This is a genomic window from Romboutsia lituseburensis (assembly GCF_024723825.1).
In the GTDB taxonomy this organism is placed as follows: domain Bacteria; phylum Bacillota; class Clostridia; order Peptostreptococcales; family Peptostreptococcaceae; genus Romboutsia_F; species Romboutsia_F lituseburensis_A.
The window spans coordinates 3,469,216-3,482,912 of record NZ_JANQBQ010000001.1 but is presented as its reverse complement, the minus strand read 5'-3'; the positions used below and the strand labels follow the sequence as shown (position 1 = coordinate 3,482,912).

Annotated in this window: 20 protein-coding genes and 1 tRNA gene; 6 read left to right on the top strand and 15 right to left on the bottom strand. The window is 26.6% G+C overall.

The annotated features are described in order from the left end of the window. Window positions 1–279 precede the first annotated feature (279 nt). The 9 genes from NWE74_RS16785 to NWE74_RS16745 all read right to left on the bottom strand — a co-directional run bounded on the left by NWE74_RS16785 (window position 280) and on the right by NWE74_RS16745 (window position 4,811). A complete protein-coding gene (locus NWE74_RS16785) occupies window positions 280–1,014 on the bottom strand; it encodes a hypothetical protein (RefSeq protein ID WP_258244116.1) in 735 nt (244 codons plus the stop codon). Window positions 1,015–1,056: 42 nt separating this feature from the next. Next, window positions 1,057–1,536 carry a barstar family protein gene (locus tag NWE74_RS16780; protein ID WP_258244115.1) on the bottom strand — a complete coding sequence of 160 codons (480 nt, stop codon included), beginning with the start codon at window positions 1,534–1,536 and terminating at the stop codon, window positions 1,057–1,059. Between the two features lie 322 nt (window positions 1,537–1,858). Then, window positions 1,859–2,002 (bottom strand): hypothetical protein, encoded by a 144-nt coding sequence (locus NWE74_RS16775; protein ID WP_258244114.1) that lies wholly within the window; start codon window positions 2,000–2,002, stop codon window positions 1,859–1,861. 68 nt (window positions 2,003–2,070) lie between these two features. Beyond that, window positions 2,071–2,421 (bottom strand): immunity 26/phosphotriesterase HocA family protein, encoded by a 351-nt coding sequence (locus tag NWE74_RS16770; RefSeq protein ID WP_258244113.1) that lies wholly within the window; start codon window positions 2,419–2,421, stop codon window positions 2,071–2,073. Between the two features lie 29 nt (window positions 2,422–2,450). After that, window positions 2,451–2,987: a YwqG family protein gene (locus tag NWE74_RS16765; protein WP_258244112.1), complete on the bottom strand. Its 537-nt coding sequence runs from the start codon at window positions 2,985–2,987 to the stop codon at window positions 2,451–2,453. Between the two features lie 176 nt (window positions 2,988–3,163). Next, a tRNA-Met gene (locus NWE74_RS16760) sits at window positions 3,164–3,239 on the bottom strand. A gap of 185 nt (window positions 3,240–3,424) precedes the next feature. Then, window positions 3,425–3,625: a cold-shock protein gene (locus NWE74_RS16755; RefSeq protein ID WP_021124347.1), complete on the bottom strand. Its 201-nt coding sequence runs from the start codon at window positions 3,623–3,625 to the stop codon at window positions 3,425–3,427. A 297-nt stretch (window positions 3,626–3,922) separates the two neighbouring features. Continuing rightward, window positions 3,923–4,324, bottom strand: coding sequence for a hemerythrin domain-containing protein (locus NWE74_RS16750; RefSeq protein WP_258244111.1), 402 nt, complete (start codon window positions 4,322–4,324; stop codon window positions 3,923–3,925). A 238-nt stretch (window positions 4,325–4,562) separates the two neighbouring features. Continuing rightward, complete coding sequence (locus NWE74_RS16745) at window positions 4,563–4,811, bottom strand: Mor transcription activator family protein (protein WP_092725821.1); 249 nt, start codon at window positions 4,809–4,811, stop codon at window positions 4,563–4,565. Between the two features lie 196 nt (window positions 4,812–5,007). Between NWE74_RS16745 and NWE74_RS16740 the strand changes: the two genes are divergently transcribed. From NWE74_RS16740 to NWE74_RS16730, 3 genes are all read left to right on the top strand, one after another. After that, entirely contained in the window at window positions 5,008–5,229 is a 222-nt protein-coding gene (locus NWE74_RS16740; protein ID WP_258244110.1) for a DUF1659 domain-containing protein, read from the top strand. Window positions 5,230–5,343: 114 nt separating this feature from the next. Further along, window positions 5,344–5,568 (top strand): DUF2922 domain-containing protein, encoded by a 225-nt coding sequence (locus tag NWE74_RS16735; protein ID WP_258244109.1) that lies wholly within the window; start codon window positions 5,344–5,346, stop codon window positions 5,566–5,568. A 9-nt stretch (window positions 5,569–5,577) separates the two neighbouring features. Continuing rightward, window positions 5,578–5,724 (top strand): YvrJ family protein, encoded by a 147-nt coding sequence (locus NWE74_RS16730; protein ID WP_092725817.1) that lies wholly within the window; start codon window positions 5,578–5,580, stop codon window positions 5,722–5,724. A 140-nt stretch (window positions 5,725–5,864) separates the two neighbouring features. On the opposite strand, the gene NWE74_RS16725 is transcribed toward NWE74_RS16730, so the two are convergent. Beyond that, the gene (locus NWE74_RS16725) at window positions 5,865–7,169 is read right to left on the bottom strand and encodes a replicative DNA helicase (RefSeq protein ID WP_258244108.1); all 1,305 of its coding nucleotides are present in this window, start codon (window positions 7,167–7,169) and stop codon (window positions 5,865–5,867) included. 129 nt (window positions 7,170–7,298) lie between these two features. Beyond that, the gene (locus NWE74_RS16720; protein WP_258244107.1) at window positions 7,299–8,051 is read right to left on the bottom strand and encodes a conserved phage C-terminal domain-containing protein; all 753 of its coding nucleotides are present in this window, start codon (window positions 8,049–8,051) and stop codon (window positions 7,299–7,301) included. Window positions 8,052–8,231: 180 nt separating this feature from the next. Between NWE74_RS16720 and NWE74_RS16715 the strand changes: the two genes are divergently transcribed. The 3 genes from NWE74_RS16715 to NWE74_RS16705 all read left to right on the top strand — a co-directional run bounded on the left by NWE74_RS16715 (window position 8,232) and on the right by NWE74_RS16705 (window position 9,503). After that, window positions 8,232–8,594: a helix-turn-helix domain-containing protein gene (locus tag NWE74_RS16715; protein ID WP_258244106.1), complete on the top strand. Its 363-nt coding sequence runs from the start codon at window positions 8,232–8,234 to the stop codon at window positions 8,592–8,594. A gap of 172 nt (window positions 8,595–8,766) precedes the next feature. Beyond that, window positions 8,767–8,967 carry a hypothetical protein gene (locus NWE74_RS16710; RefSeq protein ID WP_258244105.1) on the top strand — a complete coding sequence of 67 codons (201 nt, stop codon included), beginning with the start codon at window positions 8,767–8,769 and terminating at the stop codon, window positions 8,965–8,967. 155 nt (window positions 8,968–9,122) lie between these two features. Continuing rightward, window positions 9,123–9,503, top strand: a complete 381-nt coding sequence (locus NWE74_RS16705; protein WP_258244104.1) for a DUF6483 family protein — start codon at window positions 9,123–9,125, stop codon at window positions 9,501–9,503. A gap of 86 nt (window positions 9,504–9,589) precedes the next feature. Here the strand turns inward: NWE74_RS16705 and NWE74_RS16700 are convergent, their stop codons facing one another. The 4 genes from NWE74_RS16700 to galU all read right to left on the bottom strand — a co-directional run bounded on the left by NWE74_RS16700 (window position 9,590) and on the right by galU (window position 13,658). After that, entirely contained in the window at window positions 9,590–10,831 is a 1,242-nt protein-coding gene (locus NWE74_RS16700; protein ID WP_258244103.1) for a LysM peptidoglycan-binding domain-containing protein, read from the bottom strand. A gap of 200 nt (window positions 10,832–11,031) precedes the next feature. Further along, window positions 11,032–11,994, bottom strand: coding sequence for a hypothetical protein (locus tag NWE74_RS16695; protein WP_258244102.1), 963 nt, complete (start codon window positions 11,992–11,994; stop codon window positions 11,032–11,034). 316 nt (window positions 11,995–12,310) lie between these two features. After that, a complete protein-coding gene (locus tag NWE74_RS16690) occupies window positions 12,311–12,481 on the bottom strand; it encodes a hypothetical protein (RefSeq protein WP_258244101.1) in 171 nt (56 codons plus the stop codon). A gap of 247 nt (window positions 12,482–12,728) precedes the next feature. After that, on the bottom strand, window positions 12,729–13,658 hold the full coding sequence (gene galU / locus NWE74_RS16685) for a UTP--glucose-1-phosphate uridylyltransferase GalU (RefSeq protein ID WP_258244100.1): 930 nt from the start codon (window positions 13,656–13,658) through the stop codon (window positions 12,729–12,731). Between the last annotated feature and the right edge of the window lie 39 nt (window positions 13,659–13,697).

The following is a 13,697-nucleotide window of genomic DNA, read 5'->3' as shown; positions in this document are numbered from 1 at the left end:
TTATAGGAGTTTTGATTGGTAAAAATTTATCTTTTTTAGCGCTAATTGGATTTGGATTAGGACTATCTCGGTGTGACATTATTAGTTTTACAAAACTCGGATCAAAAACTACAAATGCAAAAGTAATAAAAAATAAAAACTTAACAATTAAACTTATAGTTTATCTAAAAAATAAGCCTAACAAGTACTTTGACTTATTAGGCTATATCCATTAACTAAATCTCCATCATCAAGTCCTAATGTGATATTAAATATAATATCTGCCAACTTATTTTCGCTTTATGTATTAGATGTTATCTCATATAGGCACATTGGCAAATCGTGTCCGTACATAGGGTCTATATATTTTAAAATTAATTCTATACTTTCATCATATCCACACATTTTCTCTGCATAATCTTGATTTAAAATATCTTCATTGTTAAACTTTATCCTTAAATTCTTAACTATATTAAAATACTTATTTACAAAATCATCCTCATTCATTATTTTAATATCTTTAAGAATCTCTTTGTAACCTAATTGCTCACCTGTATTATAGAGCTTATCAAATATAATATTATCTTTTACAAATTGTATTTGTCTTTCTATAATATCAATCATAGTAATATCTTTCATTTTTTTATTTATCGTATTTGTTGGCATCCAATTTCTATATTCTGTATAATAAACACTTGGATTTATACATCTTAAAATTAATACTATAGCGTTGTTATATCCACATATTTTATCTACTTCATTTTTATTTTTGTTTAAAATTTCAATACTGTTAACCTGTTCATTTATCTTCTCACAATGTGCCTCTATATCATCAATTATTTTAATGTACTTATTTTTAAAATCGTCCTCATTCATTATTTTAATATCTTGAAGCATCTCATTATAAGCTAATAACTCACCTTCATCGTTATGCTTAAAGTCTATTTTATCAAATACAGTATTTGATTTTATAAATTGCATTTGTCTCTCTATAATATCAACTATAGTGAACTGTTTCATTTTTTTACTTAACATATTTGTTAGTCTCCTAATTATAATAGATATGTTTTAATTTATTTATATGTATTTTTGTATATCACATTTTTTAAGCTCTTTTTCTAATAAATTTAGATTTTCTACAGTAGAAAGTACGCAATCTATCTTTGAAAGAGTTTTATAGTCATAGTGATTTCTACCTTCATTCCATTCAATTAATGAATCTGAAATAATATCATAGAAGTATCCTAAATTATAAATTTCATTTGCTAATAAGTATTCAGTATCTCTTAGTACAATAATTAAACTGCTAAATTCAATCCATTCTAAATCATTTAAACATTCATCAAGAGAATCCCAGTTGTACGAAAAGTGACTAGGAAAATTTAACTTATTAGCTATTTCTACCATTAAACTTTGTTTATCTTTACAATTTTCACACTCTATTTCAACTACTAATGCGTCATTATACTTATTTATTATTTCTGCTTTTATTTTCTCTTCCCATTCAAAATACTTACAAATATAAATATAGTTTTTTTCTATTAATTCTCTGTACATTTATTCACCTTAAATTCTTAATTTTTAATTGTCGGTAACATGCACCCTTTCCATAGGTCCTCTCTTTTCCAACTTATTTTTTGTATCTTATCATTCATTATAACTAATCCTCTACTTATTCTACTTTAATTAATTTCTTAAATATTAATAAAATATATTAATCATACTTACGTCTTTTTTAATATAATTACAACCTTCGGTTGTTTCAGATGCAATTATTTCACTCCAAATAACATTAATTCACCGCCCTATTTATGTCTAATATTTCTAACAATTTGATTCTAATGTTTTACATTCAGTGAAAAAACATGGTCGCCAAGAATTATATATTTTGATCTACTAAAAAATTGATAGATTTAATAGTGTCTTCTCCATAAAATAATCCAATTGCAATTGCTATAAAAAACATAATGGCTATTGAATCATATATTGTTTTTTGAATTAAAATCGAATTATACTCATTCATACTCCTGTCACCTTCTATTGTAGCCCATCCATCGTCATAAAGACCCCATAGCTCTTCATGATAGGCTACTATTGTATTAAAATAATGATATTTATCAGCCTCTGACATTTGTAGTTTACTACATGATATTTACTATCTACCCCCATTTTAAACATAGGTATATTTAAGTCTTCTGGAATTTGAGCATTACCTACTATCTTCCAATCCCCATCTCTAAATGAATAATTAAAACTTCTTGTTAAAAGCATTTTTGGACTTTTTATTACTTCCTCTATAGATTTATTTTCATCACCTAATATATCATATATTAAATATAGGTTATATTCTTTATCTATTACCTGTCCATATGAGTACAATCCTTCTTTTATATCTATTGTAAAAACATCTCCATCTTTAGGTCTTTTTCTTCTTTTTATCACTTTTAATTTCTCCTTTATATAGTGAATATTCAAATGGACTGATCCTTATTTTTTGTGTAATCAAAATTTACTACACTAAAATCTTTATTTTTCAAATCTTCACTGTTTATAAAGAAGTTACAAACACCACAGTCTCCCCATACAATACCTTCATCTTCTTCAGTATCTATTTGAAGTAACAGTGTATCAAATCTCCTTAAAGACTTTTCGCCTTCTCTTGGATCCTGCTGAGCAAAGAATGGATATCCACCTATCTTATGTTGAGTACAGCCATCTTTTTGTTCCTCGTCATCATCATATATTTCATCCATAACTTCTTCATCTATAGTATCTATAAATGATTTATTGCATTCATTATTGAATAGTTTATCAAAATTATAATCTTGAATAGTAATACCTTCTTTGGCAATCTCAAATTCTAACTTATATTCATCTTGAATTGGAAATTCTTCATCTTCATGCCATGATTCAAAATCATCTATTATTATATACATATATATTTCATGGTCGAACTTAATAAAAAATCCTATAAGACATATAAGATATCCTACTACTCTTCTTTTCATGTCTTCCTCCAAAAGTCAATTTTTCTATATTGTTTGAATTTCTTTAAATTTCTAAAACACATAAAAAAAGAAACCAATCTAAGTGATTTCTTTCTTAATATATCATTAAATTTTACTATTTATATAAAAAAAGTTCTTATACCTAAAGATATAAGAACTTTTTTTATATAAATAATTGGTTGCGGAGGCAGGACTCGAACCTACGACCTTTGGGTTATGAGCCCAACGAGCTGCCAACTGCTCCACTCCGCGATATTATTTGCTACATTTATTACTATATCAGTTATTTGATGTTATGTCAAATTTAATTTATGTTACTTTGTAAAATACATTGATATTACTTACATACACAAGTTTTACATATATTTTCAAGTATCATAATTTCCTTGTAATAAAAAAAAGACACTAAAAAGTGTCTTTTTACGAATCCATCTATATTATAATATAGTTATGTTTTCTGCTTGAGGACCTCTAGCACCTTTAACTATATTAAAGCTTACTTTTTGACCTTCTTCTAATGATTTGAATCCATCAGTTTGTATTGCTGAGAAATGTGCAAATACATCTTCTCCACCATCTACTGTTATAAAACCAAATCCTTTTTCATTGTTGAACCATTTTACTATTCCGTTATTCATTTATATACTCCTAATTAACCTATCAAGATTTAATCTTGATTTACTTTTGTATTGCTACAAATATTATTATATAACACTTTTCAATAAATAGATATAGTTTTAATTCATATACTAAATTTACCTAAGATGGGTTAATCAAGAATTACTTAATATATTAATACATTTCATAACGTTACTTTAACTCCATTTAGGGCTGTAGTGTCTACTTTGTAAATAATAAAACTCTGTTTCATTATCGTATTTAATATTAATTAATAAAATAAGAAGATACACACCTAGTTACAGATGCGTATCTTCTCATTTTATTAATATGTATAAATTTTTATCTTCTTTATTAAGTCTATTAAATATAGAATCAATGATTTTAGCATACTCTATTTTAAATTCATTTATATTTTTTAAAATTTTATTTTTAGTATTAAATTTTAATTTAAAATCATTAAATGATTTAGATATGTGTCCCATTTCTATAATAAAATTTTTTGCAATTTTTCTTATTTCTGGATTAGAAGCATTTAATAGTAGTGAGTATAAATACTTATCTTCTGACTGTAAATGGATATTTATTTTTCCTGCTAGTAAATTAATATTTAATGCAATTTTATCAACATTAGATTCGACATTATATCCAAGAGATTTCATATCAGATAATAGCTTATAAAGGTCTTTATGTTGCCTTGTTAAATTTTGATGGATCATTTTTTCTCCTTTGTGATATCAATTATTTTATATTGATAAATATAACTATTTATGGTTTATCAATAGTTATATAATATATTCTATAGCATTAAAATTCAGTAACTAGCGTTACATATAATATCATATCTCAATTCTCTTAGCATTTAAATTTATACGGATTTATGTATTAAAGCTTTAAAAATACATTCATTTACTTTTAATCCAATTGCTTAATTATTTATTATCTTTTGACCAAAAATTATCCCTTAACAATTTTGTTTACATAATTAACACTAATACCATATTCTCTAGCTAGGACATCAGCATTACATCCATTAAACTTATTAATAATCTCCCTATTTCTACTTTCCCTAATAGCACTTTTATATGTAGGAATATATAAATTGTTCCCCCCATAAAGCTTAGTAATCTCTAAAAACTTTTCCTCACCAACAATATTAAATAAATTACTTACATTAATACTTAAATCATCTAATTTAACCTTCATATAAAACCCCTCCTATTTATTATTCTCACTAATATAATATAACTTTATATAAAAATACTGTTAAAAACTATTTTTATAATTTTTTATACTAAAAAACATTGCAAATATAGTTTATAACTACATTCCCTCCACACTAAGTACTATATAGATATAAGCTAAACAAGCTTAAAAAACAAAACAAAGGGAGGAATAAATTATGGCAATAGCTACAAAAAATCCATCAGGATTAAAATTAAAATTTCAAATTGGTCAAGATGAACTAACAGGAAAGATAAAGACTAAAACTAAGACTTTATCAAACTTAAAACCAAGCACATCTAATGATGCTGTTCATGAAGTAGGCGAACTATTAGCATCACTTCAAGATCATACTTTGCTAGAAGTAGCAAAAATAGATAATACAACATTATCTGCATAAAATTTCATGGCGCCAACGACTTTGTCCGTTGCTTAAAATTTGCTTCGCTCATAACGCCAATGACTTCGTCCGCTTATTTAAAAATTTAAATTTATAATTTATGGAGGTTTAATTATGGAAATTAAAAAGAAATTAGTAATGACTTTTAAAACTGTTTTAGGTAAAAAGGTATCTATATCTTTGGATAATCCTAAAGAAGGTTTAACTGAAGGTGAAATAAAAGCTGCTATGGATAATATACTATCTAAAAATATATTTACATCAAACGGTGATGATTTTGCTGCTTGTGTTGATGCTAAGATAGTTGAAACTGGAACTGAAAACTACGATTTAGCTTAAGGTTAAATTATGGATAGTAATTTTCAAACTCTAATAGCTAATATAGGTTTTCCAATTGCTCTATCTATGTATTTACTAGTTAGAATAGAAGGAAAACTATCTAGCTTAACTGATAGTATAAATGAATTATCCAAAAACATTTTAAATATCAAATAATCAGCGACTTTGCTTAAGCCATCTTGTTAGTGCTACCTTTCATGGGGCCAACAACACGCTTTATAACTTATAAGTCACATAAGTTAATATAAAGGAGAATTCTCAGTATTGAGATATTCTCCTTTTTTAATGATATCCCCCTAATATTCAATATATTGAAAGTGTAGTCTAGATCCTTTATAACAGTAATGTCTAAATCCAATTTCTCCATCTCTACATTTTGCCACTATTAAATCAACTAACTTAATTCCCTTTTTCTTCGCATTTAGCACACTTTTTTTATCTCTTTTAATATCCTCACACGCTTCATCAAATTCAGATAAAACTGGTTCGTGTATATAAATAACGTTATTGCTATCATGAAATATAGCCTTACTATCTCTCATAGGTCTTTCTCCCCAAGGTCTAAAATCTTTCATTTCATCATTTAATTGACTTAGCTGAATAACAGGTATATCAAAGTCTAAAGTAATATTTTTAAGTTCCCTAGATAAAGTAGCTACTTCTCTTTCCCTGTTTTGCAAACTACTTTCAACACTCATAAGCTGAACATAATCAACTATCACTAAGTCAGGATTTAATACTCTTATCCTTTTTCTCAGTTCACTAATAGTACTTATTTTGTCATTTATGTATATCAAGTTTCTTTGACTAAAATCACCCATGACTTTTATAATACTTTTCCAACTATCTTCATCTAAATCTTTATTTTTCATATTTTTTGTGCTAATACCTGTTCTTTTTGTGAGATTTCTCATAAAGACTTGCTGACTTGTCATTTCCCTACTTACAAACAAAACTTTCTTTTTTTGTTCCATACAATTTAACATGATTTGAAGAGCTAGAGCTGTTTTACCCACACCACTACGAGCTGCAATAGTAGTTAATTCCCCGTTGAAAAGTCCCCCAATAATATCATCTAAAAATTTAACCCCAAATCTCATACCGATTTCTTCATCACTTTCTAAGAAATTCAGTAAACCTTCACATATATCTGAAATACTATCGTTGTATTTTACTTTTTCTTTGTTTAATATTTTTTGCATTCTATTTTCAAAATTATAAATAACAGAATTTATCTCATCTCCATCACCTAAACTTTGAAATAGGCTTGTACAATTTTTTATAATTTCTCTTCTTAAACATTTATCTTTTAAAATTTCAATATGAGTATCAATAGCAAAACTTTGGCTCATTGCCGCTAAGTTGCTCAAATAACTTATATTTACTTCTAAATTATTTTCACTTAACTTGGTACAAATAGTTTGAATATCCAAACTCATATTTGATTTATATAAATCAAGCATAATACTAAAAATCGCTTTGTTATAATCAAAAGTAAACAAATCCCTACTTAAATCTTCAAGCTTATATCCTAAAGATTCATCTACTATAAAAGCTCCCAATATAGATTGTTCTATATTAACAGCATCAAAATTTTTCATACCAATACACCTCAATTTATAATTTGGTGGTAAGGTGTAAATTATAAATTTCGCTAAGGTTATCTATAATTTAATTATAGTTTTATTTGAGTTTATTTTGCAATATATTTTTATATTTTTTTCTAACTATTAGTAATCAAACTTAATATCCCAAATCTCACAATCATTGTTATCATCCACTTTCTTAGTGTTAATTTCATTTAGATATCCTTCAAATTTATTGCTAAATAAAGTTTCAGGTCTTAGATATTTTGCCATATCACTATACAACCATTGGCTGCATTTTATATCTATAACTTTATAAAAATCATCTAAAGCAAAACCTTCGTTAATTCTAGCATCAATCATACTTTTAGTTTTTTTAGTAGTGCTCTTAAAATTCTTACTGCTTTTTTCATTTAGGTGATTGATTATAGACGTGTATATATTATGTTTATTTAAATCTCTTTTTAAATTCTCTTTTTTTAAGTTCATCAAATCATTACTCATATCACTATCCATTTCTTTTTCATTATTCTTAGTGTATGTATTGATATCACTAGATTTTACTATATCTTTATCTTTACTTAAATCAGTTTCAAAGTCTTTCACCACATACTCATATACAGAATTATTTCTAGATAAATTCCCCTTAATAATATTTTTTATTATGCCTATGTTTTCAAATTCTTTTATGAGATTATAAGCTTTTCTTTTAGATAAATTAAGCTCCCTTTGCACCTCACTTATAGTTAAACTAAATTGACCATCAGGCAAATCTTTAATCAACCTATTTAGATTTTCTTTTCTCATAATGTAATGATTAAACCTAATCTTATCAACATCTTTTAACACATCAAATTTTAAAACTTTGCTATTCATTTTATTAAAACAATATCCCATATTATCCCCCATACTTAATTAATTGCTATTTCCAATTTTTTTATAGTTAACAACAAGAAAATTTTAGTTTATTTTAAGTTAACTTTCAATATATAAAATTAAATTTAGCAAAGTTTTTTGTAATTTGTTTACATAAATAAAACCTTGCACTATACTTAAATTATGGTGGGGTGATAAATTATGACTTTCGGAGAAAAATTTAAAAATTTAAGGTTAGAAAAAAACCTTAATCAACAAGAGATGGTAGATGAATTTAATAAATTGTATGGATATACATTTACAAAATCATCTATATCTCAATATGAACACGATAAAAGAATGCCTGAAATAGGAGCATTAAAAGACTTTGGTTTGTACTTTAATGTATCTGTTGATTACTTATTAGGGAAAAGTAATGATAGAAATAAATTTACAGCTAATGATAAAGTTGAGTTAGCAAAAGATTTGTTAACTTTCATTAATGGTTATTTAAATAGTGATAATACTTCTAAAGATATAAAAGATGATTTGTTCGATTTTTTATCTAAAGATTATCGAGATTAAATAATATGAGCCACGTATTTCGTGGCTAAATTTAGGTGTTTTTTGCGAACATATATTTCTTTATTTTATAAAAAGTTGAAATTTGATTTATATAGTGTTATAGTTGTTTTAGGGAATATTTAACAATTTTATTCAAATATTTACAAATAGACAAATCAATTAGGGGGATTTTATGTTTTTAGATAAAGTATTAGAGGATATGGATATAGAAGTAGAAGAAAATGAAGCAGAAGAAGAAAAAGAAGTTAACCATTCAGCAAACTATAATAGAATTATAGCTTTAGCTACTATGGTTTTTACTAGTGACTGCTTCACTGCTGAAGAAAAAGAAGAGTTACACATGAAGATTAAATGTATATACGATGAAATATAAATTTATTAATTTTGTTGTTATTATCAAAGAATTATGCTTTAATTTCATGTAAAAAATAAAGGGATTTTTTCATTTTTGTAGAATTAAAAAAAGTAGAATTAAAAAAAATAGTAAATTAATAAGATTACTAATTAAAATAGATTGGAGAAATAACTATGGGATACACACAAGACTGGTTGATTAGACAAATCGAGGGAATTGGGCGTTGTGTAGCTAAATTAATATTTAAAACAAGTTCAATAGAATATGAGATACATGATAAAGATAACTACTCACAAGCTGATAAGTTATATGAAGAAATTCATAGTCTTATTAGCCAACATAAAATTTGTGAAGCTGAAAATTTACTATTTAAAACGTTAGATAAAAATAATCTAGATTATTTAAAAGTAGCTGTGGATTTTTACCAAACTATTAGTAAGTTTTCTGAAAATCAATTAGAAGAATGTAATTTTTCTAGAGAAGAAATTTTTGAAGGATTACAAGATATTCTAAAAATCTATAATGTGCCAATTTCAAATTTTGACTTAATATAATTTTATATTTAACTGTTTTTTTATTTAAAAAGGGCTGATATTTTAGGAAATATTAGCCCTTTTTTCTTTTATAGTTTTAACTTAATTTAAGGTAGTATTATTCTTTGTCCTGGATATATTAAATTAGGATTTTTTATATTGTTAAGTTGAACTAATTCATTTACTGTTGTGTTGTAATTTAGTGCTATTTGACTTAGGGTATCTCCCGGTCTAACTATATATACAGTATTTGAATGGTGTTGATTACTAGATTTATATATTTTTATTACTTGTCCTGGATATATTAGATTTGGATTTTGTATATCATTAGCTTGCACTAATACATTTACTGTTGTATTGTAGTTTTGAGCTATCTGGCTTAGTGTATCCCCTGGCTTTACTACATAATCTATTACTGAACTATTAGCATGGCTAAATGGCTTAGAATTTGCGTATATCTTTATTACTTGACCTGGGTATATCAGATTTGGATCTTGAATATTGTTGGCTTGTACTAATGCATTTACTGTTGTGTTATAGTTTTGCGCTATCTGACTTAATGTATCTCCTGGCTTTACTATATAATCAATTATTTTGGTATTATCTATTTTGTGGTGTGTATCTTTTGATGGTTTATTATGAGACTTTTCTGTTGGATTTTTTTCTGGTTTACTTTCAGGCTTGTGCTCTGTTTTTTTCTCTGGATCTTTTGGCTTATGCTCACTATCTTCTTTGTGTTCTAGTAATATCTCCCTTGAAAAATAATCTAAATCTGTATTAGCTCCTACTCCTCTAACATATCCAGAATCAGAGTATTGCCATCCAATATATGCCTCTCCCCATACAGGATTTTGTTGAGGATAATTTGAACTATACTCTGCTATCCATACCTTATATTTTCCTATATCTGAATTTGTATTTAAGCTAGTTTGAGCAAAGTTTGTATATGTGTAAACTACTACATCTAATCCACTAAATTCTTTTACAGCTTCTAAAAACTCTATTGCTTGATTAGTTAACTCTTCGTTATTTAGACCTCCTGTTTCTTCTAAATCTAATGCTAATCTACAATCTATTTTAAATCCTTTTAATGCATCTACAAAATATCTGGCTTGCTCTCTTGGAGTTGGTGAGCTACCTGGATTAAAATAATGATAAAAACCTACCTTTAATCCATTTTCTTTTGCTCCATTATAAAACTCGTGTAAATATGGGTCTGTATAATAAACTCCTTCTGTTGCTTGTATATATACAATTTTCGCATCTGTTTGAGCAACTTGACTGAAATCTATACTTCCAGACCAGTTACTAACATCTATTCCATTTATGTTACAATTATTTCTAGACATATTCATACTCCTTGTGAGAAATTTAGTTGTTTTTTGACACCCTAATTTATTATATTAACTTAGTTCAATAAATGTTAATTTTCTAATAAAAATAAAGCTAACAGTTTTAATATATAATCAATTACTGTTAGCTTCATTTAATAATATTTATTCTATATAGTTTTTTACTTTTAGTCCAATATACATTTTTTATAATTTAATTATTTTAATCCTGCTTCTGTATGTAGTACATCTATTGCACTTCTTAATGTATTATCATTTGCTAAGTAATTTACTCTTGCATATGTTATAGCTTCATTAAGTGCATCTATCCATGCTTCTTTATTTTCTTTGTCATTTTTATCTACACGTTGTAATTCTCTCATATCGTTCATTAATCTTAATGCTACATTTGCACTTGGGAATATTTCATTTTCTATTCTACTATATAAATCATCTACCCACTGATTTGATTCCATTCCTTCTAATCTTTGTTTTGCTGCATTTGTAAATGCCATCATTCTATCGTAGTTCTCTACATTTGTTAAATCTGCATTGTCTAATAAATCTAGTGCTGTTTCTATTTCTTGACGAGCGTAATCATATTGCTCTCTATCCATATTTACTTCTTCTGTTTGTTGATCTTCTTTATCTTCTGTTATTAATCCAGCTTCTGTATGTAATACTTTTATAGCACTTCTTAATGTATTGTCATTTGCTAAATAGTTTACTCTTGCATATGTTACAGCTTCATTAAGTGCATTTATCCATGCTTCTTTATTTTCTTTGTCATTTTTATCTACACGTTGTAATTCTCTCATATCATTCATAAGTCTTAATGCTACATTTGCACTTGGGAATATTTCATTTTCTATTCTACTATATAAGTCATCTACCCACTGATTTGATTCCATTCCTTCTAATCTTTGTTTTGCTGCATTTGTAAATGCCATCATTCTATCGTAGTTCTCTACATTTGTTAAGTCAGCATTGTCTAATAAATCTAATGCTGTTTCTATTTCTTGACGAGCGTATTCATATTGCTCTCTGTCCATATTCTCTATATTTGCTTGTCCTTGCTCTGATGCATTTGCATTAGCTGTTATTGTTGGAACACAAGTACCAAATACTAATGCTGCTGCCATAGCAGTTCCTACTAATTTTACCATTTTGTTTTTTATCATTTTTAATTCTCCTAAATTTAATTTTTACATAACTATAAAATGTAAAATTTTACCAATAGCTATAATATAAATTTACCAATATATGCAATTAAAATTAATTAGATATTAGTATAGTCTTATTTATACTTAAGGAGAGCAACTTTAACAAATAGTATATAAACATCTATCGTTATTTATAATACTGTATTTTAATAATATTTGTTTATAATAAAATAATCCCTAGTACATTTTCCTTTTTAAAATATGCCTAAATGAAAAAACTTCTTTTTAGAAATTATATTCTAAAAAGAAGTTTTTTCATTTTCTATAATTAATTTTATGATGTATGCATTTGGTCTTTATGATATATAGAATTATGTAAGTCTTTTTGTCCTTGTGTGTAGTGTTTAGTTGAACAATAATCACAAGGATATTTTAGTTCATCATTAGCTGTATCTTTTAATCCTAATACATTTAATTCTGGATTGTCCCAATATTTTTTACTCATTGTTTCAAAACCTCCAATACTAAATTTAGTTTAAGTAATATCTATTAAATACTAGGATTTCTAAATTGATTATAAACCAGTATTTTGTTAGATTTTTAACTTTAATCAATACCTATTATAGGTCTATAAAAAACTTTAATATATTACCCATAAGTATAGTATTTCTAATACTTATATATATTAATTACCTTTTTTAGCACATAAATAGGGTGATTAGCATCGCTACTCACCCTTCAAATAATATATATTATGCTTTATCTATTGCCACTTCATCTATTACATTAACTTCTACTTCTTTATCTTTATTGTCTTTCCCCTTACGTCTTAGAAACTCTATAAATTCATCTCTAAGCTCTGGTCTTTTTAATGCAAAGTCAACAGTAGCTTCTAAGAAACCTAGCTTATCCCCTACATCATACCTTCTACCTTCAAAGTTGTATGCATATATAGCTTCTTGATCTGCTAAAGTTTGAAGTGCATCTGTTAATTGTATCTCTCCACCTTTTCCAGGCTCTTGATTTTCAAGTATATCAAATATAGCTGGAGTTATTATATATCTACCAAGTATAGCTATGTTTGATGGAGCTTTATCAACATCTGGCTTTTCAACCATGTCTTTTACCTTGTATACTCTGTTTTCTATATACTTAACATCTAGTATTCCATACTTGCAAGTATCTTCTTTTGCAACTTCTTGAACACCTAATACTGTAGTTTTGTATTCATTGTAGCAATCTATTAATTGCTTTAAACAAGGCTTGTCACTATCTACTATATCATCTCCTAAAAGTACTGCAAATGGCTCATTCCCTATAAAGCTTTTAGCACAATGAATAGCATGTCCTAGTCCTTTGGGCTCCTTTTGTCTGATGTAGTGAATGTTTACCATGTTTGATATGTCTTGCACCATCTTAAGCATTTCTTTTTTGCCTTTTTGCTCCAGTTCTAGTTCTAGTTCTACTGATCTATCGAAGTGATCTTCTATACTTTTTTTGCTACGACCTGTTACTATTAATATTTCTTCTATCCCTGAGTTTATCGCTTCTTCTATTATGTATTGTAGTGTTGGTTTGTCTACTATTGGTAGCATTTCTTTTGGTTGTGATTTTGTAGCTGGTAAAAATCTAGTCCCTAGTCCAGCTGCTGGTATTATTGCTTTACGTACTGTGCGTTTCATTGATTCCTCCCATTTTTCCCCTTGCCTACTCATTTATAG

Bases quoted from the DNA above. Each gene is read 5' to 3' on its own strand.
- NWE74_RS16740 (WP_258244110.1), top strand. From the start codon at position 5,008: ATGGCAATAGCTACAAAAAATCCATCAGGATTAAAATTAAAATTTCAA.
- NWE74_RS16745 (WP_092725821.1), bottom strand. From the start codon at position 4,811: ATGAAGGTTAAATTAGATGATTTAAGTATTAATGTAAGTAATTTATTT.
- NWE74_RS16735 (WP_258244109.1), top strand. From the start codon at position 5,344: ATGGAAATTAAAAAGAAATTAGTAATGACTTTTAAAACTGTTTTAGGT.
- NWE74_RS16715 (WP_258244106.1), top strand. From the start codon at position 8,232: ATGACTTTCGGAGAAAAATTTAAAAATTTAAGGTTAGAAAAAAACCTT.
- NWE74_RS16730 (WP_092725817.1), top strand. From the start codon at position 5,578: ATGGATAGTAATTTTCAAACTCTAATAGCTAATATAGGTTTTCCAATT.
- NWE74_RS16780 (WP_258244115.1), bottom strand. From the start codon at position 1,536: ATGTACAGAGAATTAATAGAAAAAAACTATATTTATATTTGTAAGTAT.
- NWE74_RS16690 (WP_258244101.1), bottom strand. From the start codon at position 12,481: ATGAGTAAAAAATATTGGGACAATCCAGAATTAAATGTATTAGGATTA.
- NWE74_RS16765 (WP_258244112.1), bottom strand. From the start codon at position 2,987: ATGAAAAGAAGAGTAGTAGGATATCTTATATGTCTTATAGGATTTTTT.
- NWE74_RS16755 (WP_021124347.1), bottom strand. From the start codon at position 3,625: ATGAATAACGGAATAGTAAAATGGTTCAACAATGAAAAAGGATTTGGT.
- galU (WP_258244100.1), bottom strand. From the start codon at position 13,658: ATGAAACGCACAGTACGTAAAGCAATAATACCAGCAGCTGGACTAGGG.
- NWE74_RS16720 (WP_258244107.1), bottom strand. From the start codon at position 8,051: ATGGGATATTGTTTTAATAAAATGAATAGCAAAGTTTTAAAATTTGAT.
- NWE74_RS16750 (WP_258244111.1), bottom strand. From the start codon at position 4,324: ATGATCCATCAAAATTTAACAAGGCAACATAAAGACCTTTATAAGCTA.
- NWE74_RS16710 (WP_258244105.1), top strand. From the start codon at position 8,767: ATGTTTTTAGATAAAGTATTAGAGGATATGGATATAGAAGTAGAAGAA.
- NWE74_RS16725 (WP_258244108.1), bottom strand. From the start codon at position 7,169: ATGAAAAATTTTGATGCTGTTAATATAGAACAATCTATATTGGGAGCT.
- NWE74_RS16700 (WP_258244103.1), bottom strand. From the start codon at position 10,831: ATGTCTAGAAATAATTGTAACATAAATGGAATAGATGTTAGTAACTGG.
- NWE74_RS16695 (WP_258244102.1), bottom strand. From the start codon at position 11,994: ATGATAAAAAACAAAATGGTAAAATTAGTAGGAACTGCTATGGCAGCA.
- NWE74_RS16785 (WP_258244116.1), bottom strand. From the start codon at position 1,014: ATGTTAAGTAAAAAAATGAAACAGTTCACTATAGTTGATATTATAGAG.
- NWE74_RS16775 (WP_258244114.1), bottom strand. From the start codon at position 2,002: ATGAATGAGTATAATTCGATTTTAATTCAAAAAACAATATATGATTCA.
- NWE74_RS16705 (WP_258244104.1), top strand. From the start codon at position 9,123: ATGGGATACACACAAGACTGGTTGATTAGACAAATCGAGGGAATTGGG.